This is a genomic window from Microbacterium sp. GW823-FHT02G05 (assembly GCF_058797175.1).
This window is the reverse complement of sequence record NZ_JBXAJK010000002.1, coordinates 1031542-1052972: the sequence shown is the minus strand read 5'-3', so window position 1 is coordinate 1052972 and position 21431 is coordinate 1031542. Positions and strand designations below refer to the sequence as shown.

Below are 21431 nucleotides of genomic sequence, written 5' to 3'. Positions count from 1 at the left end.
GGCCTCGGCGGATAGCCCTTCATCTTCGGTTGATCGGGGCGGGCGGCGTTCGAGACCCGATCAACCGACTGTCCGCGGCCTGCGGCAGAGTAGAGGCATGACCTCCTCCGCAGCATCCGTCGATACCCGTGCTGCGGCGCTCGCTGCGCTGCGAGACCTGGTCGGGCGCCCCGACGTCGATTTTCACGACGGGCAGTATGAGGCGATCGAGGCGTTGGTCGAGAGGCGACGGCGCGCGCTGGTCGTGCAGCGCACCGGATGGGGCAAGTCAGCGGTCTACTTCGTGTCGACGCTCCTGTTGCGGCGGCAGGGCGCGGGGCCCACCGTGCTTGTTTCGCCCCTTCTCGCTCTCATGCGCGACCAGATCGCAGCGGCCGAGCGCGCAGGAGTGCGCGCGGTGGCGATCAACTCGACCAATGCGCATGAGTGGGGCGATGTGCTGGCGCAACTGGATCGCGACGAGGTCGACGTGCTTCTCGTCTCGCCCGAGCGCCTCAACAACCCGGCCTTCCGGGAGCAGCAGCTGCCCGCGCTCATCCAGCGTCTCGGCCTGCTCGTCGTCGACGAAGCGCACTGCATCAGCGATTGGGGTCACGACTTCCGCCCCGACTATCGCCGCCTGCGCGACCTCATCACGCAGATGCGGCCGACCGTGCCGGTGCTCGCCACCACGGCGACGGCCAACAGCCGGGTGGTGGCGGACGTCGCCGAGCAGCTCGGCGCGGGAACGGCTCCGGATGCCGGTGATGGCGTGCTCACGATTCGGGGACCGCTCGCGCGGGCATCCCTCCGGCTCGGCGTGCTGCGCCTGCCGAACTCGACGCAGCGACTCGCGTGGCTGCTCAGCCACCTGAACGACCTACAGGGGTCGGGCATCATCTACACATTGACGGTCGCCGCGGCCGTCGACACCGCACGGTTGCTGCGCGAGCACGGCCACAATGTTCGGGCGTACACAGGGCAGACCGACACGGACGAGCGCGCTGAGTCCGAGCGGATGCTGAAGAACAACGAGATCAAGGCGCTCATCGCGACGAGCGCGCTGGGGATGGGATTCGACAAGCCCGACCTCGGATTCGTGCTGCACCTCGGTGCGCCATCCTCGCCGGTCGCGTACTACCAGCAGGTCGGTCGCGCGGGCCGTGCGAGCGAGAGCGCCGACGTGCTGCTGCTTCCCGGCACCGAGGATTGCGACATCTGGCACTACTTTGCCACGGCGTCCATGCCCGACCGCGATCGCGCGGAACGCGTGCTGAACGCGCTCGGTGACCGACCGATCTCGACACCCGCGCTGGAGGCGATGGTCGATATCCGTCGCACACCGCTCGAACTGCTCTTGAAGGTGCTCGATGTCGACGGCGCGGTGCGCCGGGTGCAGGGCGGATGGGTCTCGACCGGTGAGCCCTGGGTCTACGACGCCGAACGCTACGAGCGGATCGCCGCCGAGCGGGTGGCAGAGCAGCAGCACATGATCGAGTACGAACAGACAGACGGCTGCCGCATGGAGTTCCTGCAGCGCACGCTCGACGATGACACCGCCACGCCTTGCGGGCGGTGCGACAACTGCGCGGGTGTGTGGTTCCCGGCATCCATCGGTGAATCGGATGCTGCCGCCGCGACCTCCTCCCTCGACCGCGTCGGCGTGCCCATCGAGCCGCGCAAAGCGTGGCCGACCGGGGCGGATCGACTCGACGTCCCGCTGAAGGGCCGTATCCCTCCGGGAGAGCAGGCCGCTGAGGGCAGGGCACTCGCACGCCTCACCGACCTCGGCTGGGGTGGTGCGCTGCGCGACCTGTTCGCCGCGGGAGCGCCAAACGCCCCGATCACGCCGCAGATGCTCCAGGCCTGCGTGCGGGTCCTCGCCGAGTGGGGATGGGCAGAGCGCCCCGTCGCCGTCGTTGCGATGCCCTCGCAGTCGCGCCCGCTGCTCGTCGATTCCCTCGCGCGCGGGCTGAGTGAGATCGGGAGGCTTCCGTACCTCGGGGCACTGGAAGACCGGGCCCCGCACAGCGCGGCCGGCCCCGGCGGAAACAGCGTGTTCCGTCTGGCATCCGTGTGGGATCGCTTCTCCGCCGACCACCTGGAGATTCCCGCCGGCCCCGTGCTGCTCGTCGACGATCAGGCCGACAGTCGTTGGACCCTCACCGCCGCGGCGCGGGTGCTGCGCCAGGCCGGAGCATCCGACGTCCTGCCGTTCGTGCTCGCCCTGCGCGGGTAGGAAGGCCGCGCCGCAGGCGTCATCCGACCGTGCCGAGGCATGCGCTCGCGCTACGGTGCTGATGTGTCTGAGGATTTTCGCGCCGTCGCCGCTCGCATCGAAGCCAACCCGCTCGGACGGATCATGTACGGCCAACGCGAGCTGTTCCACTCGAACCTCATCGCATGGTTCTTCGATGCGCTGCCCGACGCTGCTGACGCCGTGTTCCGTGGTTTCGCGCCCGAGGGGGAAGGCGCCCGACGCTTCCCCGAACGCGAGTGCAAGAACATGGATCTCGTCTTCCACTGGACGGATCGCGCGCCCGTGGTCATCGAGAACAAGGTCTTCTCGCTCCCGCAGAAGAAGCAGCTCGATGACTATGAGGCGGCGACGGCCACCTGGGCGCACGCACCAGGACTCGTGCTTCTGGCGGTGAGCGCACCAAGGTTCGCGCTCGGGCGATGGCAGCACCTCAGCTACCGTGATCTCGCCACCCGCATCCGTGCTGCTCTGCCCGAATCGGCCGGCTATGAGGTCGAGACCATGCGCCGCTATGCCGACCTCGTGGACGACCTGCACCGACTCGTCGCCGCGGTTGATGTCGGTTCAGAAGACGAGGCCGTCTGGTTGCCGGACTCCCTCCTGAGCGCGATCTCAAGTTCACAGATGCGCGCGGCACTGCACAAGGCGCGCGGGCAGCGCGTTGCGGGAGTGCTCAACGACACTCTGCCTGCCCTGGGGCGACAGGCTGCGAGCGGGATGACCAACTCGCAACCCTTCGTGGAGGTCTTCGAGCCGATCGCGATCGACGGACTCAACCTGCGACTGGGATGGCAATTGCAGGGCGTCGATTTCCGGCGCACCGTGATCTACACGGAGCCACCGCATCACGGGCGCTCGGAGATCGCGCAGCGCAGACGGGTGCGGATGAGTCGCAAGCATCCGGAGTTCTTCACGTTCCCGACGTCACTGCCACAGACACATGCCGGGAAAGCCGAGTTCAACCATTTCTCGCCCGACTCCGTGCTCAAGTACGTGAAGGCGCCGGGCATCACGATCGCAGAGCTGAAGAGCGCCGCGACCGCTGTCCACGACGAGTTCGTCGCGCTGCGCGATGGGAGCGGTGCGGGCGCGCAGCCCGCCATCGCCACTCCACAGACGCCCTAGTTACCCCTTCGCAACCAGTGTCAGCACGTCGTAGTTCGCGACGATCTCGTCGTTCTGGTTGTGGATGACGGCATCCCACCGCACCTCGCCGTACTCGTCGGTCTCGCGCGGGGTGATCTGCTTCGCGGTCAGCGTGACGCGGATCGTGTCGCCGGGGGAGACGGGCGTGATGAAGCGCAGGTTCTCCAGACCGTAGTTGGCGAGCACCGGCCCCGGCTCCGGGTCGACGAAGAGTCCGGCCGCCCACGACACGAGCAGGTAGCCGTGCGCGACGCGTCCCGGGAAGAACGGGTTTGCCGCCGCAGCATCCTCGTCCATGTGCGCGTAGAAGGTGTCACCGGTGAAGTGCGCGAACGTCTCGATGTCGTCGAGTGTCACCTCGCGCGTGGCCGACGCGATCTGGTCGCCGATGCGCAGCTCGGCCAGCGACTTGCGGAACGGGTGACGTCCCTCGTTCTGTGCCGCAGCCCCCGCGTGCCAGACTCCCGTGAGAGCCGTCAGCATCTCGGGCGATCCCTGCACGGCGGTGCGCTGCATGTGGTGCAGCACAGCACGAATGCCGCCGAGTTCTTCACCGCCGCCGGCCCGCCCGGGGCCACCGTGCACGAGGTTCGGCAGCGGGGATCCGTGGCCGGTCGAGGAGCGCGCGTCATCGCGGTCGAGCAGCAGCATCCGACCGTTGTAGGCGGCGATGCGCCCGGCGAGTTCCACAGCCTGCGCGGGGTCGTGCGTCGCGACGCTCGTCACGAGCGATCCGCCACCGCGAGCGACGAGGTCGGCGGCCTCGGCGGTGGTCGCGTAGGTGAGCAGGGACGACACCGGTCCGAAGGCCTCCACCTCGTGCACGGCATCGACCGATGCGTCGTCGAAGCGCAGCAGAACGGGTGAGACGAAGGCACCGTCGGATGCTGCGCCGCGCGAACCATCCGCGAGAAGCACCTCTGGGGCATCCGTCGACCCGACCACGATCTCGCCGCCCGCGGCGACGAGCGCACCGACCTGGCGCAGCACTTCGTCGCGCTGGGCGGTTGAGGCGAGCGGGCCCATCGTTGCGCCTTCGGCGCGTGGGTCGCCCAGTATGACCTTCTCGGCGATGCGTGCGCGCACGGCGTCGATGACAGCATCCGCAGACCCCACCGGCACGATCGCCCGACGAATCGCGGTGCACTTCTGCCCGGCCTTCGTCGTCATCTCGGTCACGAGCTGGCGCACGTAGGCGTCGAACTCGGGGGTTCCTGGCACAGCGTCGGTGCCGAGCACCGAGGCGTTGATCGAGTCGGTCTCGGCCGTGAACCGCACCCCGCCGGTCTGCACCGAAGCGTGCGCCCGCAGCGAGGTCGCGGTCGATGCGCTGCCGGTGAAGCCGACGATGTCGCCGAGCTGCAGGTTGTCGAACAGGTCGGGCACACTGCCGCTCACCAGCTGCAGCGAACCCTCAGGCAGCAGCCCCGATTCGACGAGGATGCGCACGAACGCCTCGGCGAGGTATCCCGTGGGCGTCGCGGGCTTCACGAGCGTCGGCATACCGGCAAGGAACGCGGGCGCGAACTTCTCGAGCGAGCCCCACACCGGGAAGTTGAAGGCGTTGATCTGCACAGCCACACCGGGTAGGCGCGTGTAGATATGCCGGCCGAGGAATGAACCATCCTTCGACAGCGGCTCCACCGGACCGTCCACGTACACCTGGCTGTTCGGCAGTTCGCGGCGGCCCTTGCCCGAGTACGAGAACAGCACGCCGATGCCACCGTCGATATCGACCCAGGAGTCGGTCTTGGTGGCCCCGGTGCGTGCGGAGAGCTCGTACAGCTCGGCCTTGCGTGCGGTGAGCGCGAGCGCGAACTGCTTGAGCAGCACGGCGCGCTGGTGGAAGGTGAGCGCGCCGAGGCTCTGCTGCCCGACGGTGCGTGCGTAGTCGAGAGCGCCCGCGAGATCGAGACCCTCGGTGCTGACGTTCGTCACGACCTCGCCGGTCGAGGCGTCGCGCACCTCGGTGGCGGATGCCGCGGCATCCGCCGTCCACCACGAACCGGACACATAGCTGGGCAGGAGAGAGGTCATCGGCGTTCCTTGCGGGTCGAGCGAGTGGGGAGCGGTGAGCGTCATTGTTCTGCCGTCCAGTCGTAGAAGCCTCGTCCGCTCTTGCGGCCGAGGTGCCCCTCTGCGACGAGTTCGCGCAGCAGAGCGGGCGGGGCGAAACGGTCGCCCAACTGGGCGGCGAGCTCTTCGGCGATACCGAGACGCACGTCGAGACCGACGATGTCGGTCGTGCGCAGCGGGCCCATCGGATGCCGGTACCCGAGCGTCATCGCCGCATCGATGTCCGCAGCGCTGGCGACGCCCTCTTCGAGCATCCGGATCGCCTCAAGCCCGAGCATCACGCCGAGACGCGACGAGGCGAAGCCAGGGGAGTCGCGCACGACGATCGGCGTCTTGCCGAGCGCCTCAACCCAGCGCTGTGCGTTCTCGACAGCGGCGGCGTTGGTCTCCTCGCCACGCACAATCTCAACGAGCGCGGAGGCGGGCACCGGGTTGAAGAAGTGCAGGCCGAGAAACTGCGAGGGGCGCAGCCTGTCGATGGCGAGGTCGTCGATCGAGATCGACGAGGTGTTGCTCGCCAGAACGGATGCCACATGCATGACCTCCTCGGCACGGGCGAGGGCGTCGGCCTTCAGTCCGCGGTCCTCCGGAACCGCCTCGACGACGAGGTCGCTGTCCGCGAAGGCGCCGATGTCTGTGCCCGTGTCGATGCGCGCACGAAGGTCGGCTTCGTCAAGTGCGGAGTCACGTTCCACCGAGCGACGGATGCTCTCGAAGATGCGCTCCGCTGCGGCATCCGCGCTCTGCGCGTCTCGCTCGACCACGCTGACGCGAGACCCCGCGAGCAGGAAGGCATGTGCGATCCCGGCGCCCATACGGCCTCCGCCGAGTACTCCGACAACACTGGGCGCGGTCATCGCTTCGCCTTTCTCTCCAGGAACTCCGACATGCGGCGCATCTTCTCCGGGCTCTCGAAGAGCTCGGCCTGCAGTTCGAACTCGATCTGCGGATGCTGTGCGCGGGGCGTGCGCAGCGCGCGCTTCGTGTACTGCACCGCGAGCGCGTCGTTCGCGGCGATCCGATCGGCGATGGCGTGCGCGGCACCGAGCAGGTCGACAGCCGGATGGATCGCCGAGATCAGGCCCCAGGCCAGCGCCTCGTCCGCCGTGAGCGTGCGCCCGGTGAGCAGGAGTTCGCTCGCACGGGCGTCCCCGACGATCTCCGGCAGCCGCCAGGTCGCCCCGGCCGCTGCGATGATGCCGAGCCCCGGTTCGGGGTTGCCGATGCGCAGAGCGGGGGTGCCGATGCGGATGTCGGCGGCGTAGGCGAGCTCAGCTCCGCCGCCGAGCGCGTAGCCGTCGAGCGCCGCGATCACGGGCATCGGCAGGTCATGCACTCGGATGAACGCCATCGCGTTGATGCCGCGGCGGGCATCCTCGGCGCGGCGCTCGCGCAGCTGGGCGATGTCTGCTCCGGAGGCGAAGACCCCCTCGGCTCCCGTGAGGATGAGGGTGCGGGGCGTTGTCTCCAGATCGGCGCACAGGACGTGCAGCGCGTCGATCGTCTCCTGATCGATCGCGTTGCGGCGCTCGGGCCGGTTGAGGGTCGCGACGACGCGGTCGTCGGATTCTTCGATGAGCAGAGGGGATGCCATCACACACGCTCCACGATCATGGCCGAGCCCTGGCCGACGCCGATGCACATCGTCGCGAGGCCCCGTGCGGCGCCTTCACGCTCCATGCGCCCGAGCAGCGTGACGACGATGCGGCATCCACTCGATCCCAGGGGGTGTCCGAGGGCAATTGCGCCGCCGTCGCGGTTGACGATCTCGGGGTCGAGGCCGAGCAGGCGCATCGAGCCGAGCGACTGCGTCGCAAATGCTTCGTTGAGTTCGACGGCGCCGAGGTCAGCGGCCGAGAGACCCGCACGCTGCAGTGCCTTCTCCGTGGCGGGCACCGGCCCGAGCCCCATGATCTCGGGAGCAAGACCGGCGGACGCGGATGAGACGATGCGGGCGCGGGGCGTGAGCCCGTATTTGCGCACGGCGTCGCCGCTGGCCACGATGATGGCGGATGCTCCGTCGTTGAGCGAGCTTGAATTGCCCGCGGTCACCACGCTGCCGCCGGCGACGACCGGGCGCAGACCGGCGAGGGCTTCGAGGGTCGTGTCTCGCCGCGGCCCTTCGTCAACGGTCACGAGCCCTGCGCGGGTCTCGACGCCCACGATCTCGGCGTCGAAGCGGCCCGCATCGATCGCCGCAGCAGCGAGCTGCTGGGAGCGCAGGGCGAAGGCATCCGCCTCTTCGCGGGTGATGCCTTCTCGGCGGCCGACCTCTTCGGCGGTCTCGGGCATCGAGAACGTCGCCTTCTCACGCGCGGCGAGCTTCGGATTCACGAAGCGCCAGCCGATAGAGGTGTCGAAGGCGTCGCCGGGCTTGGCCCAGGCGCGCTCGGGCTTCGCCTGCACCCAGGGGGCGCGGCTCATCGATTCGACGCCGCCCGCGACCATGAGTTCGGCATCGCCGGCGCGGATCGCCTGCGCAGCCATAGCGATCGCCGACATTCCCGAGGCACACAGACGGTTCACCGTGATGCCGGGGATGCTGTCGGGCAACCCCGCGAGCAGCACGGCCATGCGGGCAACGTTGCGGTTGTCTTCGCCGGCCTGGTTGGCAGCTCCCAGGATGACCTCGTCGACCGCGTCGTCGGGAACTCCCGCGCGATCGATCACCGAGCGCACGACGCGCGCGGCCAGGTCATCCGGGCGCACGCTCGCCAGCGTGCCGCCGTAGCGTCCGACCGGGGTGCGGACGCCGTCGACCAGAAAGACCTCTGTCATCGTCACACCTGCCCGAATGCGCGAAGGGGCTGCTCGATCAGGTCGACGACACGGCGCAGGAAGCCCGCGGCGTAGCCGCCGTCGCAGACCCGGTGGTCGAAGACCAGCGACAGCTGCGCGATGCGACGGGGCCCGATCTGCCCGTCGACGACCCACGGCCGCTCCAGAATGCGCCCGATGCCGAGGATCGCCACGTTCGGGTAGTTGATGATCGCCGCGGAGCCATCGACGCCGAAGCCTCCGTAGTTGTTGAGCGTGAAGGTCGATCCGCGCAGGCGCTCCGGGGGCATCTGACCGGCACGCGCCGTCTCGGCGAGTTCGCGCAGCTGCCCGTCGAGCTGCGTGACGGAGAGCGTGTGCGCCTGCGGGATCACCGGAACCATGAGACCGCGGGGAGTGTCCGCGGCGATGCCGAGATTCACGCCGTCGAAGGTCGTGATCTCGTCTCCCGCCTCGTTCAGTCGCGCGGCGAGCAACGGGAACTCCGCAAGCGCCAGCAGTGTGAAGCGGGCGAACAGCGACGTGATCGACGGTGCCTTCTCGCCGGGCGCGGCCATCTCAGAGCGCAGCTCCCAGAGCCGCGTGGCATCCACATCGACCCAGACCGTCGCCTCGGGGATCTCGGAGCGGCTGCGAGTCAGCGTCGCGCTCACGGCTTTGCGCAGGGGCGAGAACTTCTCGCGTGCGTGGACGGTGAGGCCGTCGACCTCACCTCCGGCAGGCGAGGGACCGGATGCGGCGCCCATATCGTGTGCGCTCACACCGTCGACCGCGTGATCCACCGCGGCGCGGAGCACATCGGCGCGGGTGATCGCCCCATCGGCACCGGTCGCGGTGATCGCGTGCACGTCGAGACCGAGATCCCGAGCGAGACGTCGCACGAGCGGCGAACGGACGGCGACGGTGCGGCGGGCGGGAGCGAATGCCGGCGCTGCGGCGTCCGGCTGCGCCGGGGCAGGCGCTGCAGCAGACGCCGCCACCTCCGCCGCCGCGGCGGATGCCACGGCAGCGCGCTGCGGTGACGCGGATACGCGGGCGCGACGACGCCCGCGCCCTGCGCGCTCGGTCGTGCCGTAACCGATCAGCACATTGCCGGAGCCCGCACGCTCCTCGGCGCGATAGGCCTCGTGCTCGGTCTTGTCGACAGAGGTCGCGCCGTCGGCAGCCGGAGCACTCGCGGGATCGGTCGCGCGCGGGGCATCCGGATCGCCGACCTCCAGCACAGGAGCGCCGACATCGATCGTCTCGCCTGGCTCTCCGTGCAGGGCGATCACGACGCCGGCGAACGGGGAGGGCAACTCGACGACGCTCTTGGCGGTCTCGACCTCGGCGATGGCCTGGTCGGTCGTGATGGTGTCGCCGACAGCGACGAGCCACTGCACGAGCCCGGCTTCGGTCAGGCCCTCACCGAGGTCGGGAAGGCGGAAGACGCGGGTGGCGATCGTGGTCATGAGGCATCCGCTTCTTCGTCGTCCCAGTGCAGAGAGTCGATCGCATCGAGGATGCGGTCGGCATCGGGGAGGTACCAGTGCTCGAGCTTCGGGGGCGCGTAGGGGGTGTCGAATCCGGTGACGCGGCGCACGGGGGCTTCGAGGAACTCGAAGCAGCGTTCGAACACGCGTGCCTGGATCTCGCTCGCGACGCTGACGTAGCCGGGGGCCTCGGCAACGACGATCGCCCGTCCTGTGCTGCGAACCGCTTCCGTCACAGTGGCGTCGTCGAACGGCGAGAGCGAGCGCACGTCGATGACCTGCACGCTGCGACCCTCCTCTGCGGCGATCTCGGCCGCTTCAAGGGCTGTGCCGACGGATGCTCCGTAGGTGAGCACCGTCACGTCCGTGCCCTCCCGCGCGATCCGTGCCGTGCCGAGCTCCACTGTCAGGGAGGTGTCGACCTCGCCCTTGGACCAGTACAGCTTCTTCGGCTCGAGGAAGACGACCGGGTCGGGGGAGGAGATCGCCGCACGCAACAGTGAGTATGCGTCCTGCGGCGTGGAGGGTGAGACGACGGTGAGACCGGGAGTGTGCGCGTAGTACGCCTCGGAGGAGTCGCAGTGGTGCTCGACGCCGCCGATGCCGCCGCCGAACGGGATGCGAATGACCAGAGGCATCCGCAATGCCCCCTTCGTGCGGTTGCCGAGCTTCGCGACGTGGCTGACGACCTGCTCGAAGGCGGGCAGCGCGAAGGCGTCGAACTGCATCTCGACGACCGGGCGCATCCCGTTCATCGCCATGCCGACGGCGGTGCCCATGATGCCGGACTCGGCCAGCGGGGTGTCGAAGCAGCGGTCCTCGCCGAAGCGTTCGGTGAGGCCGTCCGTGATGCGGAACACGCCGCCGAGCGCGCCGACATCCTCACCGAAGACCACGACGTTCGGGTCCTCGGCGATCGCATCGGCGAGCGCGCGGTTGAGTGCTGCGGCCATGGTCATGGTCTGGACGACGGGGGCGTCGACCTCGACGCGCGGTTCGTCATGCATGAGAGTCATCAGTGACCTCCGGTGGGCTGGATGCTGCGATCGATCTCGCCGCGCAGCTGCTCCCATTGCTCGGTGAGCTGCGGGGAGCGCGTCGCGCTGACGTAGCGGAACAGGTCTTCGGGGTCGAGGTCGCTATCGGCGTTGAGCGCGTCACGCAGTGCGGCGGCGATCTCCTCGGCGCCGGCCGCCAATGCTGCTTCGGTCTCGTCATCGAGCGCGCCCTCCGCCGTGAGGTAGGCGCGCAGGCGGGTGAGGGGATCGCGGGCGATCCACGCCTGCACCTCCTCGCGCTCGCGGTAGCGGGTGTCGTCGTCGGCGTTCGTGTGCGCCTGCATCCGGTAGGTGTGGGCCTCGACGAGCGAGGGGCCGCCGCCGGCACGGGCACGGTCGACAGCCTCGGCGAGCACCGCGAGAACCGCGGCGACATCGTTGCCGTCCACACGCTCGCCCGGCATGCCGTAGCCGATGGCCTTGTGCGCGAGCGAGGGGGCCGCCGTCTGCCGGGAGAGCGGCACCGAGATGGCGAACTCGTTGTTCTGCACGAAGAACACGACCGGCACATGGAAGACGGCGGCGAAGTTCATCGCCTCGTGGAAGTCGCCCTCGCTCGTGGCGCCGTCGCCGCAGAGCGCGAGCACGACGGTGTCCTCGCCGCGGTGCTTGGCCGCCTGCGCGAATCCGACGGCGTGCAGCAGCTGGGTGGCGAGCGGCGTGGCCTGCGGGGCGACGCGGTGCTCGTGAGAGTCGTAGCCGGAGTGCCAGTCGCCCTTGAGGAGGGTCATGGTGTCGGCCGGGCTCACACCGCGTGCGATGACGGCGACGGAGTCGCGGTACGTCGGGAACAACCAGTCGCGGTCTCCGAGCACCTGCGATGCGGCGACCTGACACGCTTCTTGTCCGTGCGAGGAGGGATAGACAGCCAGCCGCCCCTGGCGCACGAGCGCGTTCGCCTGATCGTTGATCCGGCGGCCTTCGATGAGCCCGCGGTACGCGCGCAGAAGCGCGTCGATCTCGGGGCGCGCGTAGTGCTCGTCACCGACAGGCGCGCCCGTCGGATCAATGAGCTGCACAGGGGTGTCGCGGGGGAGCAGATCCACTGCAGAGTCCAGAGCATGCTGCGTCATCTGGTTCGCCTTCCTTGCCGAACGTCTTGAGGAAAGCATGGAGCCGGATGTGCATTCGTCCAATGGAATTCGTCACTTTGTGGACGAATGCTCACAAGTGGCCTATGAATGTATCGAAGCGTCAGATTTTGCTGACACTCAGAGAGGCAATGATGACTCGGCTCCCCTCCTCGTCACAGGTCGCGCCCCGGCGCCTCGCCTGGGCGTTCGTCCGCCTGGCGACCGCCGCCGCTCTGCTGATCGCGATCGTCGCCCAGATCATCGCGACGGCGGCGTACTCGCGAGGGCAGGGTCACCATCTCGTCACCGCGCTCGCGAACCATCTCAGCTACTTCACGGTGCTCTCGACGGCAGCGGGCGCGGTGGTGCTCGCCATCGGCGGGATCTGGCTCGCGACGCGAGGGCGTGCGGGCGGCGACGAGCCGCGGTGGCTCTCGTTGCTCTTCCTCTGCATCGGGTCGGCCGTCGTCATCACGGGGCTCGTCTACAACCTGCTGCTCCGCAACGACGGGGTTCCCGACCCCGACACTCTTGTCTGGGCGAGCGAGATCAAGCACGTCGTCGCGCCGATCGTGTTCGCTGCCGATCTCGTGCTGCATGTCGCGCGTAGCCCGCTGCGGTGGGCGGATGCGGCGCTGGCGCTGATCTTTCCCGTCGGTTGGGCTGTGTACACGCTGGCCCGGGGGGAGTTCATCACCGACCCGGTCACCGGCAACCCGTGGTGGTATCCGTATGGCTTCCTCAATCCGCACGGCGCGGGATACGGCAGCGTCGCCCTGTACGTCGTCGGCATCGCGTTGCTGCTCGCAGCGGTGGCGGCGCTGTCGATCTGGGCGTCGCGTCGCACGCGTGGCGACGCAACGGCGGTCGCATCATGAGCGAGATCGACGACATCGACCGGGCCATCCTGGCCGAGCTGCGCCGCGACGCTCGCTCTTCCATGACCGCGATCGCGGACGCGGTGCACATCTCCCGCGCTGGGGCGCATGCGCGCATCAAGAAGCTCAGCGACGCCGGTGTCATCACCGGCTACACGGTGCGGACGGATCCGGTGCTGCTGGGGCACCATGCATCCGCCTACGTCATGCTGCAGCTGGAGCAGGCGAGCTGGCAGAGCGTGCGTGATCGGCTGCAGCAGATTCCCGAGGTCGAGCACATGGCGCTCGTGGGCGGCGATTTCGACGTCATCCTGCTTGTGCGCGCCGGCGACGCGCGGGATCTGCGGCGCATCGTGCTCGAAGACGTTCAGGCGATTCCCTCGGTGCGCTCGACCCGGACGACGATCATCTTCGAGGACTTCACCCGGCCGTAATCCGCGCGCGCGACATCACGCGCTCGACCACAATGGGCGCATGTCCTCACTTCGCGTCGTCGCCCTGCTGTTTCCCGGAGTCACACAGCTCGACCTCACCGGTCCGCTGCAGGTGCTGGCCGTATCGGGGCAGCTGGAGCTGCATCTGGCATGGCGCACGCTCGACCCGGTGCCCACGGATGCTGGGTTCTCGATCGTGCCGACGGTGACCCTCGCTGATGCGCCGCAGGCGGACATCCTGTTCATTCCGGGTGGGCAGGGAACGTTCGATCTCCTCGACGACGACGAGGTGCTGCAGTTCGTGCGGCGGCAGGCCGAGGGAGCCCGCTGGGTGACGAGCGTCTGCACCGGGTCGTTCCTCCTCGGGGCCGCGGGGCTGCTTCGGGGGCTGCGGGCGACGACGCACTGGGCGTCGCTGCCACTGCTTGCGACGCTGGGCGCGACCCCGACGAGCGAGCGGGTCGTGCGTGAGGGCCGTGTGATCACGGGCGCCGGGGTCTCGAGCGGGATCGACTTCGCGCTGACTCTGCTCGCTGAGCTCTTCGGAGAACAGGAGGCGAAGCGCGTGCAGCTGCAGATCGAGTACGACCCGCAGCCGCCGTTCGATGCGGGGTCACCGCAGCGACCGGACGCAGACCCGGAGCGGGTCGCGATGATGACGGCGCTCATGCACGAGCAGCGCGCGGGTGTCGTGGAGCGTGCCGCCGCGCGGCTTTCCTGAGCCGCGTGCCACGGTCTGACACACTGGGGGCGTGAGTGAAGCGGATGCGGTGACCGAGGCGCCGGCCCGTCGAGGCCGCCCGGGCTATGACCGCGAGCAGATGCTGCACGCCGCCGTCGCGCTGTTCAACGAGCAGGGGTACGACGCGACATCCGTGGCCGCGCTCGCCGCGCGACTGGGGCTGTCGAAAGCCGCGCTCTACCACCACTTCTCCTCGAAGGAGGAGGTGCTCGAAGTCGCCGTCGGAGCGGCACTCGACGGCCTCGAAGGTGTGCTGACGGATGCCACGGCGACCAGTGCTGGTGATCGCCTGGCCGAAGTTCTGCGGGGCGCCGTCGGCGTGCTGGTCGCGCAGCTCCCCGCCGTCACGCTGCTGCTGCGGGTGCGGGGCAACAGCGAGGTCGAGCGGCGCGCGCTGGAGCGTCGACGTGCGTTCGACCAGGCGGTGACCGAGATCGTCCGTGCCGCACAGGCGGATGGCGCGGTGCGCGCCGACGTCGATGCCTCCGTCGCGACGCGACTGCTCTTCGGCATGGTCAACTCGCTCGTCGAGTGGTATCGCCCTGGCGGTCCAGAAGATTCCGAAGCCCTTGCACGCGATGTGCTGACGGTCGCCCTCGACGGCCTGCGTACGCGCTGAGCCGTGGTCCCGCATGGACCTACAGCGCCGCCAGCACCTCGCGCGTCTCGTCGTCAAGGGGCATGAAGGTCTCGAGCGCCAGTTCTGAGCTGAGCACCTCGCGCGGGGCGCTGAGATGCGTGCGGATGCTCGTGAAGCGCAGCATCCGGTCGCCGTGGCGCAGCACGAGCGGAACGACCGGCAGTGTGTCGTCGTGGGCGATCGCCGCGCGCGGCTGGCGGGCAACCGCCTGGTGCGCGAGCTCGGCCAACTGAGGATCACCGGTGCGGGCGGCCTGCTCGACGAGCTCGGCGGTGAGGGTCGCGTGCCACTCGTCGCGGTTCTCGATGCGATCGGCGAAGGGCCCGGGGAGCAGCGCAAGACGGTAGACGTTCGGGGGCGTGCCGTCGGTGGGTGCCCCGTCGCCGACGAGGGCGAGCAGCGTGCGGTTGGCGAGCAGCACATCGCCGCGGGCATCCATGATCAGCGCCGGAAACGGCAGATGCGCATGCACGATCTCCGAGAGCGACCGCTGAATCGCCTGCAGCTCCGGATCGCTCCATCGGCGGCGCGGATGCTGCGGAGCGAAGCCCGCCGCGAGCATGAGCGCGTTGCGCTGCCGCAGAGTCAGCGCCAGCACCGTCGACAGGCGATCGATCGTCGCGGGACTCGCGTTGGCACGGCCGGTCTCGATGAAACTCAGGTGCCGGGGTGAGATCTCGGCTTCGTGAGCGAGCGCCATCTGACTGAGGCGCCGCGTCCCGCGCCAGTAGCGGATCAGTTCACCGGCGGGCAGGTCAGCAGCGGGGGCGGCAAGGGTCACGCGTTCATTGTGACGCTGCTGTGCGCTTCTGATCCACTACCTGCCAGGTAATCGACGTGCCCTGCATCCGCGGGTGAGGCTGGGCGCATGAACCTCACGATCACCGCATCCGAGCCCCGCACGACCGACTCCTTCCTGCGCACCGTGCTGCGCGCCGACATCGTCGCGACCGGCGTGAACGGCCTCGTCTATGTGGCGGCCGCGGTGCCGCTGTCGATGCTCTTCGGCTCCTCCGTGCCGCTGCTGCTCGTCCTCGGGGTGATCCTGCTGGCGGTCACGGTGCTGCTGATCATCACCCAGAGAGGTCGGCCGCTCTCGCTCGCGCTCGTCGGCACGTTGATGGCGATCAACGCGATCTGGGTCATCGGATCGATCGCCACCGCCGTCTTCGCGGACTGGCTGACGCCGATCGGTCTCGGCTGGACGATCGCGCAGGCGGTCTTCGTACTCGCGGTGCTGATCGCGGAGATCGTGGGTGTGCGGCGGATGCGCCGCTGACGCGGGGCCATTCCTTGCCGCCCGGGACATCTGCGGCGCGCTCCGAGACAAGTGCACCGGACCCCGTCGATCGAGAATGAGAAGACACCTCGCTCGAAGGAGAGACACAGATGTCTGATTCCGCCGCTGCGGCCGCTGCCGCTCTGCTCGCCCGCGTTCAGGCGCCCGAAGGGGAGGGGCGCGAGATTCCGGATGCGGCGACCCGCGAGATCCTCGGACGAGCGCCCGTGCACACCGTCGCCGACCTCGACGACGCGATCGCCCGTGCGCGCGCTGCACAGCCGGGGTGGGAGGCGCTCGGTCACGCGAAGCGCAGTGAGCTGCTGCTGGCCGCGGCGGATGCGATCGACGCGAACGCCGAGGCACTGGCCTACCTGCTCTCGCGGGAACAGGGCAAACCTCTGAACGGCCCGAACGCCCGCTTCGAGCTCGGCGCCTGCTCGGGATGGCTGCGTACGAACGCCACGACGGAGCTGCCGAGCGAGGTCCTCGTCGATGATGAGAACCTGCACGCCGAGCTCGTCTACAAGGCGGTTGGCGTAGTCGGTGCGATCGGTCCGTGGAACTGGCCGCTCATGATCACGATCTGGCAGATCGGTCCGTCGCTCCGCATGGGCAACACTGTTGTCGCAAAGCCGAGCGAGTACACGCCGTTGAGTGTGCTGGCGATGCTGGCGGTCATGAATGAGGTGCTGCCGCCGGATGTGCTGATCGGCATCTCGGGTGACCGCGAGGTCGGAGCGCGGCTGGCGTCGCACCCCGACGTCGACAAGATCATGTTCACGGGATCCACGGCGACGGGCCGCCGGATCATCGAGAGCTCGGCGGGCAACCTCGCCCGCCTCACGCTCGAGCTCGGCGGAAACGACGCCGGCATCGTGCTTCCCGGCGCTGACCCGCAGGCCATCGCCGATGACCTCTTCTGGGGCGCCTTCATCAACACTGGACAGACCTGTGCCGCGATGAAGCGCCTCTACGTGCACGACTCGATCTACGACCAGGTCGTCGACGCGGTCGCGGCGATCGCCGCGAGTGTGCCGATGGGCAACGGGCTCGACGAGAACAACGTGCTCGGACCCCTGCAGAACAGGGTGCAGTTCGACATCGTCTCGCGCCTGATCGACGACGCCAGGGCAAATGGTGCACGCATCGTCACAGGGGGAGAGGCAGCGCCCGAGTTGGGCGAGCTCTTCTATCGCCCGACGGTCGTCGCCGACATCGCCAACGACGCAGCCCTCGTGCAGGAGGAGCAGTTCGGCCCGGCGCTCCCGGTGATCCGCTACTCCGACGTCGATGAGGCCTTCGCCTGGGCGAACGGGCTCGACGTCGGTCTCGGCGCCTCCGTCTGGTCGAGCGACCCCGAAGAGGCCAGGGCCGCAGCCACGCGTATGCAGTCGGGCACCGTGTGGATCAACTCGCACGGGGGTCTTCACCCGATGGTCCCGTTCGGCGGCGTGAAGAGCTCGGGCTACGGCCTGGAGTTCGGCGTCGAGGGGCTCAAGTCGGTGTCGGCGACCCAGGTCGTCTCGGGCCCGGGCCGGAAGGGCTGAGGGATGCCGCGCTCTGCCATCGTCGTCGGAGCAGGAACCTCCGGCAGCATCGTCACCCGACGTCTCGTCGACGCCGGATTCACGGTCACGCTGATCGAGGCCGGCGGCTACGACACCAACCCGGCAATCCACGATCCGTCCCGCGCCGGCGAGCTCTGGCACGCGGCCGAGGACTGGGACTACTACACCGTGCCGCAGGCGCACGCGGCTGGTCGCCGGCTGCACCTGCCTCGCGGCAAGGTCACCGGAGGCTCGCACGCCCTCAACGCGATGATCTGGGTGCGCTGCGCACCCAGCGACTTCGACGGATGGGAGCGCGACGGTGCCGAGGGGTGGGGGTGGGCGGAGGTCAAGCCGATCTACGAGGCGATCGAGAACGATCTGCTGCCGGTCACGGACGACTATCCGCTCACGCCGATCCAGGCATCCATCATCGATGCCGCCGTGCAGGAGGGGCTCGAACACAACCCGAACTACAACGGCGACCATCTCGATGGTGTCTCCCAAGAGCAGGTCACGATGCGGGATGGCCGCCGCGTGAACACGTGGATGGCCTACGTCGAACCTGTGCGCGACGCGGAAAACCTCATGATCATCACGGATGCCGAGGCGCACTCGGTCATCGTCGCGAACGGACGCGCGGTCGGCGTACGGCTGGGGGAGGGCGTCGACGAACGGGAGCTGCGCGCCGACGAGGTAATCCTCGCCGCAGGAGCACTGGGCTCGCCGGCGATTCTGCTGCGCTCGGGCATCGGACCACGAGCCGAGCTGGAGGCGCTCGGGATCGATGTCGTGCGCGATGCGCCCGGCGTCGGCCGCAATCTGCACGATCACTTCCTGTCGCCCGTGATCTTCGGCACGGAGCGTCCCGTCGGCCCTCCGCAGCCCGGTGTCTCGGTCACGCAGTCGCATCTGTTCTGGCGCAGCCGCCCCGAGCTCACCGAGCCCGACACACAGCCGATCCACTTCTCCGTGCCGATGTGGGGTGAGCTGGAGCCCCGCGGCGATGACGGATTCACCCTGATGGCGGGTCTCGTGACTCCGCACAGTCGTGGTGCACTCCGGCTGACCGGCGCGGGCCTCAGCGACCCGCTGCACATCGATGTCGCAGCCCTCGCCGACGACCGCGATGTCGCGGCGCTCGCCGCATCCGTGCGGCAGTGTCGTTCCATCGGCACCCAGGCGGCGCTCGCGGAAGAGTGGGGCGCCACCGAGATCTACCCGGGCGCGGATGTCAGCGATGCCGACGTCGAGGATTGGGTGCGTCGCACGGTCATCACCTACCACCACCAGGTCGGCACCTGCCGGATGGGCACGGATGCGGAAGCGGTCGTGGATCCGCACCTGCGCGTGCACGGAGTCGACGGACTCTGGGTCATCGATGCCTCGGTCATGCCGCGCGTGACCACAGGCAACACGAATGCACCCGCGGCCATGATCGGCGAGCGCGGGGCGCGGTTCGTTCAGGAGGCTTGAGCCTCACGGCGCGCACGAAGAAGAGGCCCCCGAACACGGGGGCCTCTTCTTCGTGAGTGGATCAGTGCTCGGCCGTGTAGACCTCGCGCCCGGCGAACCAGGTCGACAGCACGCGCGTGCGGATGATGTCGGTGGCCGCCCCGGCGACCGGGTCGCGATCGAGCACGACGAAGTCGGCGGACTTGCCGACTTCCAGCGATCCGGCCTCGGCGGCGAGGCCCATGCCGCGTGCCGCGTTGATCGTGAAGACCTCCAGTGCCTCCTCGGCGGTGATCGCCTGCTCGGGCCACAGCGTGCCCGGGGCGCGTTCGAGCGGGTCGGCGCGAGTCACGAGGCCCTGCATGCCCTCGAAGGGGTTGGGTGATTCGCTGACCGGCCAGTCCGAGCCACCCGCGACAAGTGCACCGGCATTGATCAGCGCACGGTTCGGCTGAGAGTGCTCGGCGCGCGCGCCCAGCACCTCGGCGAGCGCCTGCGGGATGACTCCCGGGTACCAGATGAAGGGCGAGATGTCGGCGACGACGTCGAGCTCTGCGAAGCGCGGGATGTCGGATTCGGCCACGAACTGTCCGTGCGCGATCTGGATCGGCATCGTGACCCCCTCGGCGCGCAGGCGTGCGGCGACATCGAGAACGAGTCGTGAGGATCCGTCGCCTGTGCAGTGCACCTTGGCACCGAGCCCCCGGTCGGCAACGCCACGCAGCCACGTGTACAGCTCGTCGAACGACATGATCGTCTCGCCGTGGAAGTGCGCGCCGTGCGCCGCATCCGCCAGATACGGCTCGAGGAACGACGCGGTGCGCGCAGGCGGCACCCCGTCGAGGAAGATCTTCACGAAGTCGGGGCGGTGGTGCGTCGTGCGGAACTCCTCCGCGCGGTCGAGCAGCGGCGCGCCGATGGGGTCGACGCCGAAGATCTCGTCGTTGATGAGCAGCGACGACACCACCCAGGCGTTCAGCGCGCCGTCCGTGTCGAGCGCGGAGAGCGCACCCAGGATGTCGGTCGACACCCCCGCGTCCTGGAACGAGGTGATGCCGAAGGAGTTCGCCAGCGCCACCCCATGCCGTGATGCGGCGCGGTGCTGCTCTGTGGTGAGGCCGCCGGAGCGGTCGTGCGCCTCCTGCACCGGTATGCCAGCGGCTTCGAGAAGCACACCCGTGGGGGTGCCGTCGTCCGGGTCGAGCACGGTGACGCCGCCGGAGGGGATCGTGTCCGCCGTGATGCCCGCCAGCTCCAGCGCGCGGGAGTTCGCCCAGCGGTTGTGGCGCGAATCCTCGGCGATCACGACGGGGCGGCCACCGGATGCCTCGTCGAGGCGCCGGCGGATCGCCGTATGGGCGAGCGTGGGCAGCAGCGTTGTCGCGATGACCCCGCCGACGATCCATGCGTCTTCTGGCAGGGTCGCCGCGCGCTCGCGCACTCGTTCGAGGATCTCGTCCAGTGTCAGCGAGGGGGCGAGGTTCAGCTCGAAGAGCTCGGTGCGTCCGGCCAGAGCATGATGGTTGTGCACGTCGGCGAAGCCGGGATACACCGTGGCGCCCTGCAGGTCACGCACCGCGGTGGCCGGCCCGCGAAGCGCCTCCACCTCGGCGCGTGTGCCGACGGCGACCAGGCGGCCGTCGCGCACGGCGATCGCCTCAGCGAAGGGCTGCGCAGGGTCCACGGTGCGCACGAGAGCGCCGACGATGAGGAGGTCGGCGGGTGCCGCAGCATCCGCCATCACACGGCTCCGAACTGGGCGGGCTCCAGCCCCTCGGAGTGATGGGTGACCGAGATCAGACGCCCCCAGGCGCCGAAGGTGAAGTGGGTGGGCACCGCACCAGTCTCGTCCAGACCGAACAGCACGCCGTGCGAGCGGATGGCACTGGCATCGCGATGATCGGCGATAGTGACGGATGCGCACGGGATGACCTTCTCGCGCCAGGCGAAGACGTAGATGCCGGGGCGCACCTCCCACACGCTGTTCTCATCAGTGTCGGCGAGTCCGCGCTCGGGCCCCGCAAGGCATTGCCAGGTGTACCAGCGCTCCGAGAGATAGACATGCTCGTAGGCATGCTCGGTGCTGTAGACCCACTCGACACGGCGTCCGATGAGCGTGGTCGTCGGGTGCGCTTCGACGCCCGACACCGCAGCGCCATCGATCTCGGCCGGCGCGAAGAAGTGCTGCACGCGGGTCTTGCCCTGCTCCGGATCGAGGATGCGGCTGACGACCGACAGCACCCGTCCGTGGTGCAGGTCGACGATGAGCGAGACGGCTTCTGTGGGCAGGTAGTCGTGGTGGAACTGCACGAAGTACAGGCCGTCCGCGACCTCGAACGCCTCGTAATCGTCTTCCCCGGCGGCGGCAGGGGTGTCGTCGCCGTCGCCCGGCTCGTATGCCCAGGCGACCCGGTTCTCGGTGAAGCGGTGAGTGATGCGGGTGCCGTTGTCTGCGGCGACGTTGACATCGCGTCCCGCGAGCGCGGTCGTGTGCGGTGCCTTGTTGGCATCGAATCCGGGCGCGAGACCCTCCAGGGGCAGCCAGGTCGAGGTGTCGGCAGGGTTGAGCGTGGTCATTCGTTCTCCTGAGATCGGTGGGGCGTGGGAAGGA

At 69.0% G+C, this 21431-nt stretch carries 19 protein-coding genes; 9 read left to right on the top strand and 10 right to left on the bottom strand.

Annotation, left to right across the window (positions count from 1 at the left end; all coding sequences use genetic code 11):
- Positions 1-97 precede the first annotated feature (97 nt).
- Positions 98-2218 carry a RecQ family ATP-dependent DNA helicase gene (locus AC1REM_RS14960; protein ID WP_492515326.1) on the top strand — a complete coding sequence of 707 codons (2121 nt, stop codon included), beginning with the start codon at positions 98-100 and terminating at the stop codon, positions 2216-2218.
- Positions 2219-2281: 63 nt separating this feature from the next.
- Positions 2282-3364 carry a PD-(D/E)XK nuclease family protein gene (locus AC1REM_RS14955; RefSeq protein WP_492515325.1) on the top strand — a complete coding sequence of 361 codons (1083 nt, stop codon included), beginning with the start codon at positions 2282-2284 and terminating at the stop codon, positions 3362-3364.
- On the opposite strand, the gene paaZ is transcribed toward AC1REM_RS14955, so the two are convergent.
- The 7 genes from paaZ to pdhA are packed head-to-tail and all read right to left on the bottom strand — an operon-like array spanning position 3365 to position 11842.
- Positions 3365-5422 (bottom strand): phenylacetic acid degradation bifunctional protein PaaZ, encoded by a 2058-nt coding sequence (paaZ, locus tag AC1REM_RS14950; RefSeq protein ID WP_492515324.1) that lies wholly within the window; start codon positions 5420-5422, stop codon positions 3365-3367.
- A gap of 41 nt (positions 5423-5463) precedes the next feature.
- Positions 5464-6318, bottom strand: a complete 855-nt coding sequence (locus AC1REM_RS14945) for a 3-hydroxyacyl-CoA dehydrogenase family protein (protein ID WP_492515323.1) — start codon at positions 6316-6318, stop codon at positions 5464-5466.
- Positions 6315-7055, bottom strand: a complete 741-nt coding sequence (locus AC1REM_RS14940; RefSeq protein ID WP_492515322.1) for an enoyl-CoA hydratase/isomerase family protein — start codon at positions 7053-7055, stop codon at positions 6315-6317. The genes AC1REM_RS14945 and AC1REM_RS14940 overlap by 4 nt, the downstream gene beginning before the upstream one ends.
- Positions 7055-8239, bottom strand: a complete 1185-nt coding sequence (locus AC1REM_RS14935) for a thiolase family protein (protein WP_492515321.1) — start codon at positions 8237-8239, stop codon at positions 7055-7057. The genes AC1REM_RS14940 and AC1REM_RS14935 overlap by 1 nt, the downstream gene beginning before the upstream one ends.
- A 2-nt stretch (positions 8240-8241) precedes the next feature.
- On the bottom strand, positions 8242-9690 hold the full coding sequence (locus AC1REM_RS14930) for a dihydrolipoamide acetyltransferase family protein (RefSeq protein ID WP_492515320.1): 1449 nt from the start codon (positions 9688-9690) through the stop codon (positions 8242-8244).
- Positions 9687-10727, bottom strand: coding sequence for an alpha-ketoacid dehydrogenase subunit beta (locus tag AC1REM_RS14925; protein WP_492515319.1), 1041 nt, complete (start codon positions 10725-10727; stop codon positions 9687-9689). The genes AC1REM_RS14930 and AC1REM_RS14925 overlap by 4 nt, the downstream gene beginning before the upstream one ends.
- Positions 10727-11842, bottom strand: a complete 1116-nt coding sequence (pdhA, locus tag AC1REM_RS14920; protein WP_492515318.1) for a pyruvate dehydrogenase (acetyl-transferring) E1 component subunit alpha — start codon at positions 11840-11842, stop codon at positions 10727-10729. Before pdhA ends, AC1REM_RS14925 begins: the two co-directional genes overlap by 1 nt.
- Positions 11843-11991: 149 nt before the next feature.
- On the opposite strand from pdhA, the gene AC1REM_RS14915 reads away from it, so the two are divergent.
- From AC1REM_RS14915 to AC1REM_RS14900, 4 genes are all read left to right on the top strand, one after another.
- Positions 11992-12720, top strand: coding sequence for a Pr6Pr family membrane protein (locus AC1REM_RS14915; protein WP_492515317.1), 729 nt, complete (start codon positions 11992-11994; stop codon positions 12718-12720).
- On the top strand, positions 12717-13154 hold the full coding sequence (locus AC1REM_RS14910) for an Lrp/AsnC family transcriptional regulator (RefSeq protein WP_204937840.1): 438 nt from the start codon (positions 12717-12719) through the stop codon (positions 13152-13154). Before AC1REM_RS14915 ends, AC1REM_RS14910 begins: the two co-directional genes overlap by 4 nt.
- A 40-nt stretch (positions 13155-13194) precedes the next feature.
- Positions 13195-13875, top strand: a complete 681-nt coding sequence (locus AC1REM_RS14905) for a DJ-1/PfpI family protein (RefSeq protein ID WP_492515316.1) — start codon at positions 13195-13197, stop codon at positions 13873-13875.
- Positions 13876-13975: 100 nt separating this feature from the next.
- On the top strand, positions 13976-14515 hold the full coding sequence (locus tag AC1REM_RS14900) for a TetR/AcrR family transcriptional regulator (RefSeq protein WP_492515506.1): 540 nt from the start codon (positions 13976-13978) through the stop codon (positions 14513-14515).
- A 19-nt stretch (positions 14516-14534) separates the two neighbouring features.
- Here the strand turns inward: AC1REM_RS14900 and AC1REM_RS14895 are convergent, their stop codons facing one another.
- A complete protein-coding gene (locus AC1REM_RS14895) occupies positions 14535-15317 on the bottom strand; it encodes a helix-turn-helix domain-containing protein (protein WP_492515315.1) in 783 nt (260 codons plus the stop codon).
- 87 nt (positions 15318-15404) lie between these two features.
- Here AC1REM_RS14895 and AC1REM_RS14890 point away from each other — a divergent pair, with 87 nt between their 5' ends.
- From AC1REM_RS14890 to AC1REM_RS14880, 3 genes are all read left to right on the top strand, one after another.
- Entirely contained in the window at positions 15405-15815 is a 411-nt protein-coding gene (locus AC1REM_RS14890) for a hypothetical protein (protein ID WP_492515314.1), read from the top strand.
- Between the two features lie 110 nt (positions 15816-15925).
- A complete protein-coding gene (locus AC1REM_RS14885; RefSeq protein WP_492515313.1) occupies positions 15926-17365 on the top strand; it encodes an aldehyde dehydrogenase family protein in 1440 nt (479 codons plus the stop codon).
- A 3-nt stretch (positions 17366-17368) separates the two neighbouring features.
- Positions 17369-18841, top strand: a complete 1473-nt coding sequence (locus AC1REM_RS14880; protein ID WP_492515312.1) for a GMC family oxidoreductase — start codon at positions 17369-17371, stop codon at positions 18839-18841.
- Positions 18842-18902: 61 nt separating this feature from the next.
- Here the strand turns inward: AC1REM_RS14880 and AC1REM_RS14875 are convergent, their stop codons facing one another.
- Together AC1REM_RS14875 and AC1REM_RS14870 are read right to left on the bottom strand one after the other, a co-directional pair.
- Positions 18903-20561, bottom strand: coding sequence for an amidohydrolase (locus AC1REM_RS14875; protein WP_492515311.1), 1659 nt, complete (start codon positions 20559-20561; stop codon positions 18903-18905).
- On the bottom strand, positions 20561-21397 hold the full coding sequence (locus AC1REM_RS14870; protein ID WP_492515310.1) for a MoaF C-terminal domain-containing protein: 837 nt from the start codon (positions 21395-21397) through the stop codon (positions 20561-20563). Before AC1REM_RS14870 ends, AC1REM_RS14875 begins: the two co-directional genes overlap by 1 nt.
- Between the last annotated feature and the right edge of the window lie 34 nt (positions 21398-21431).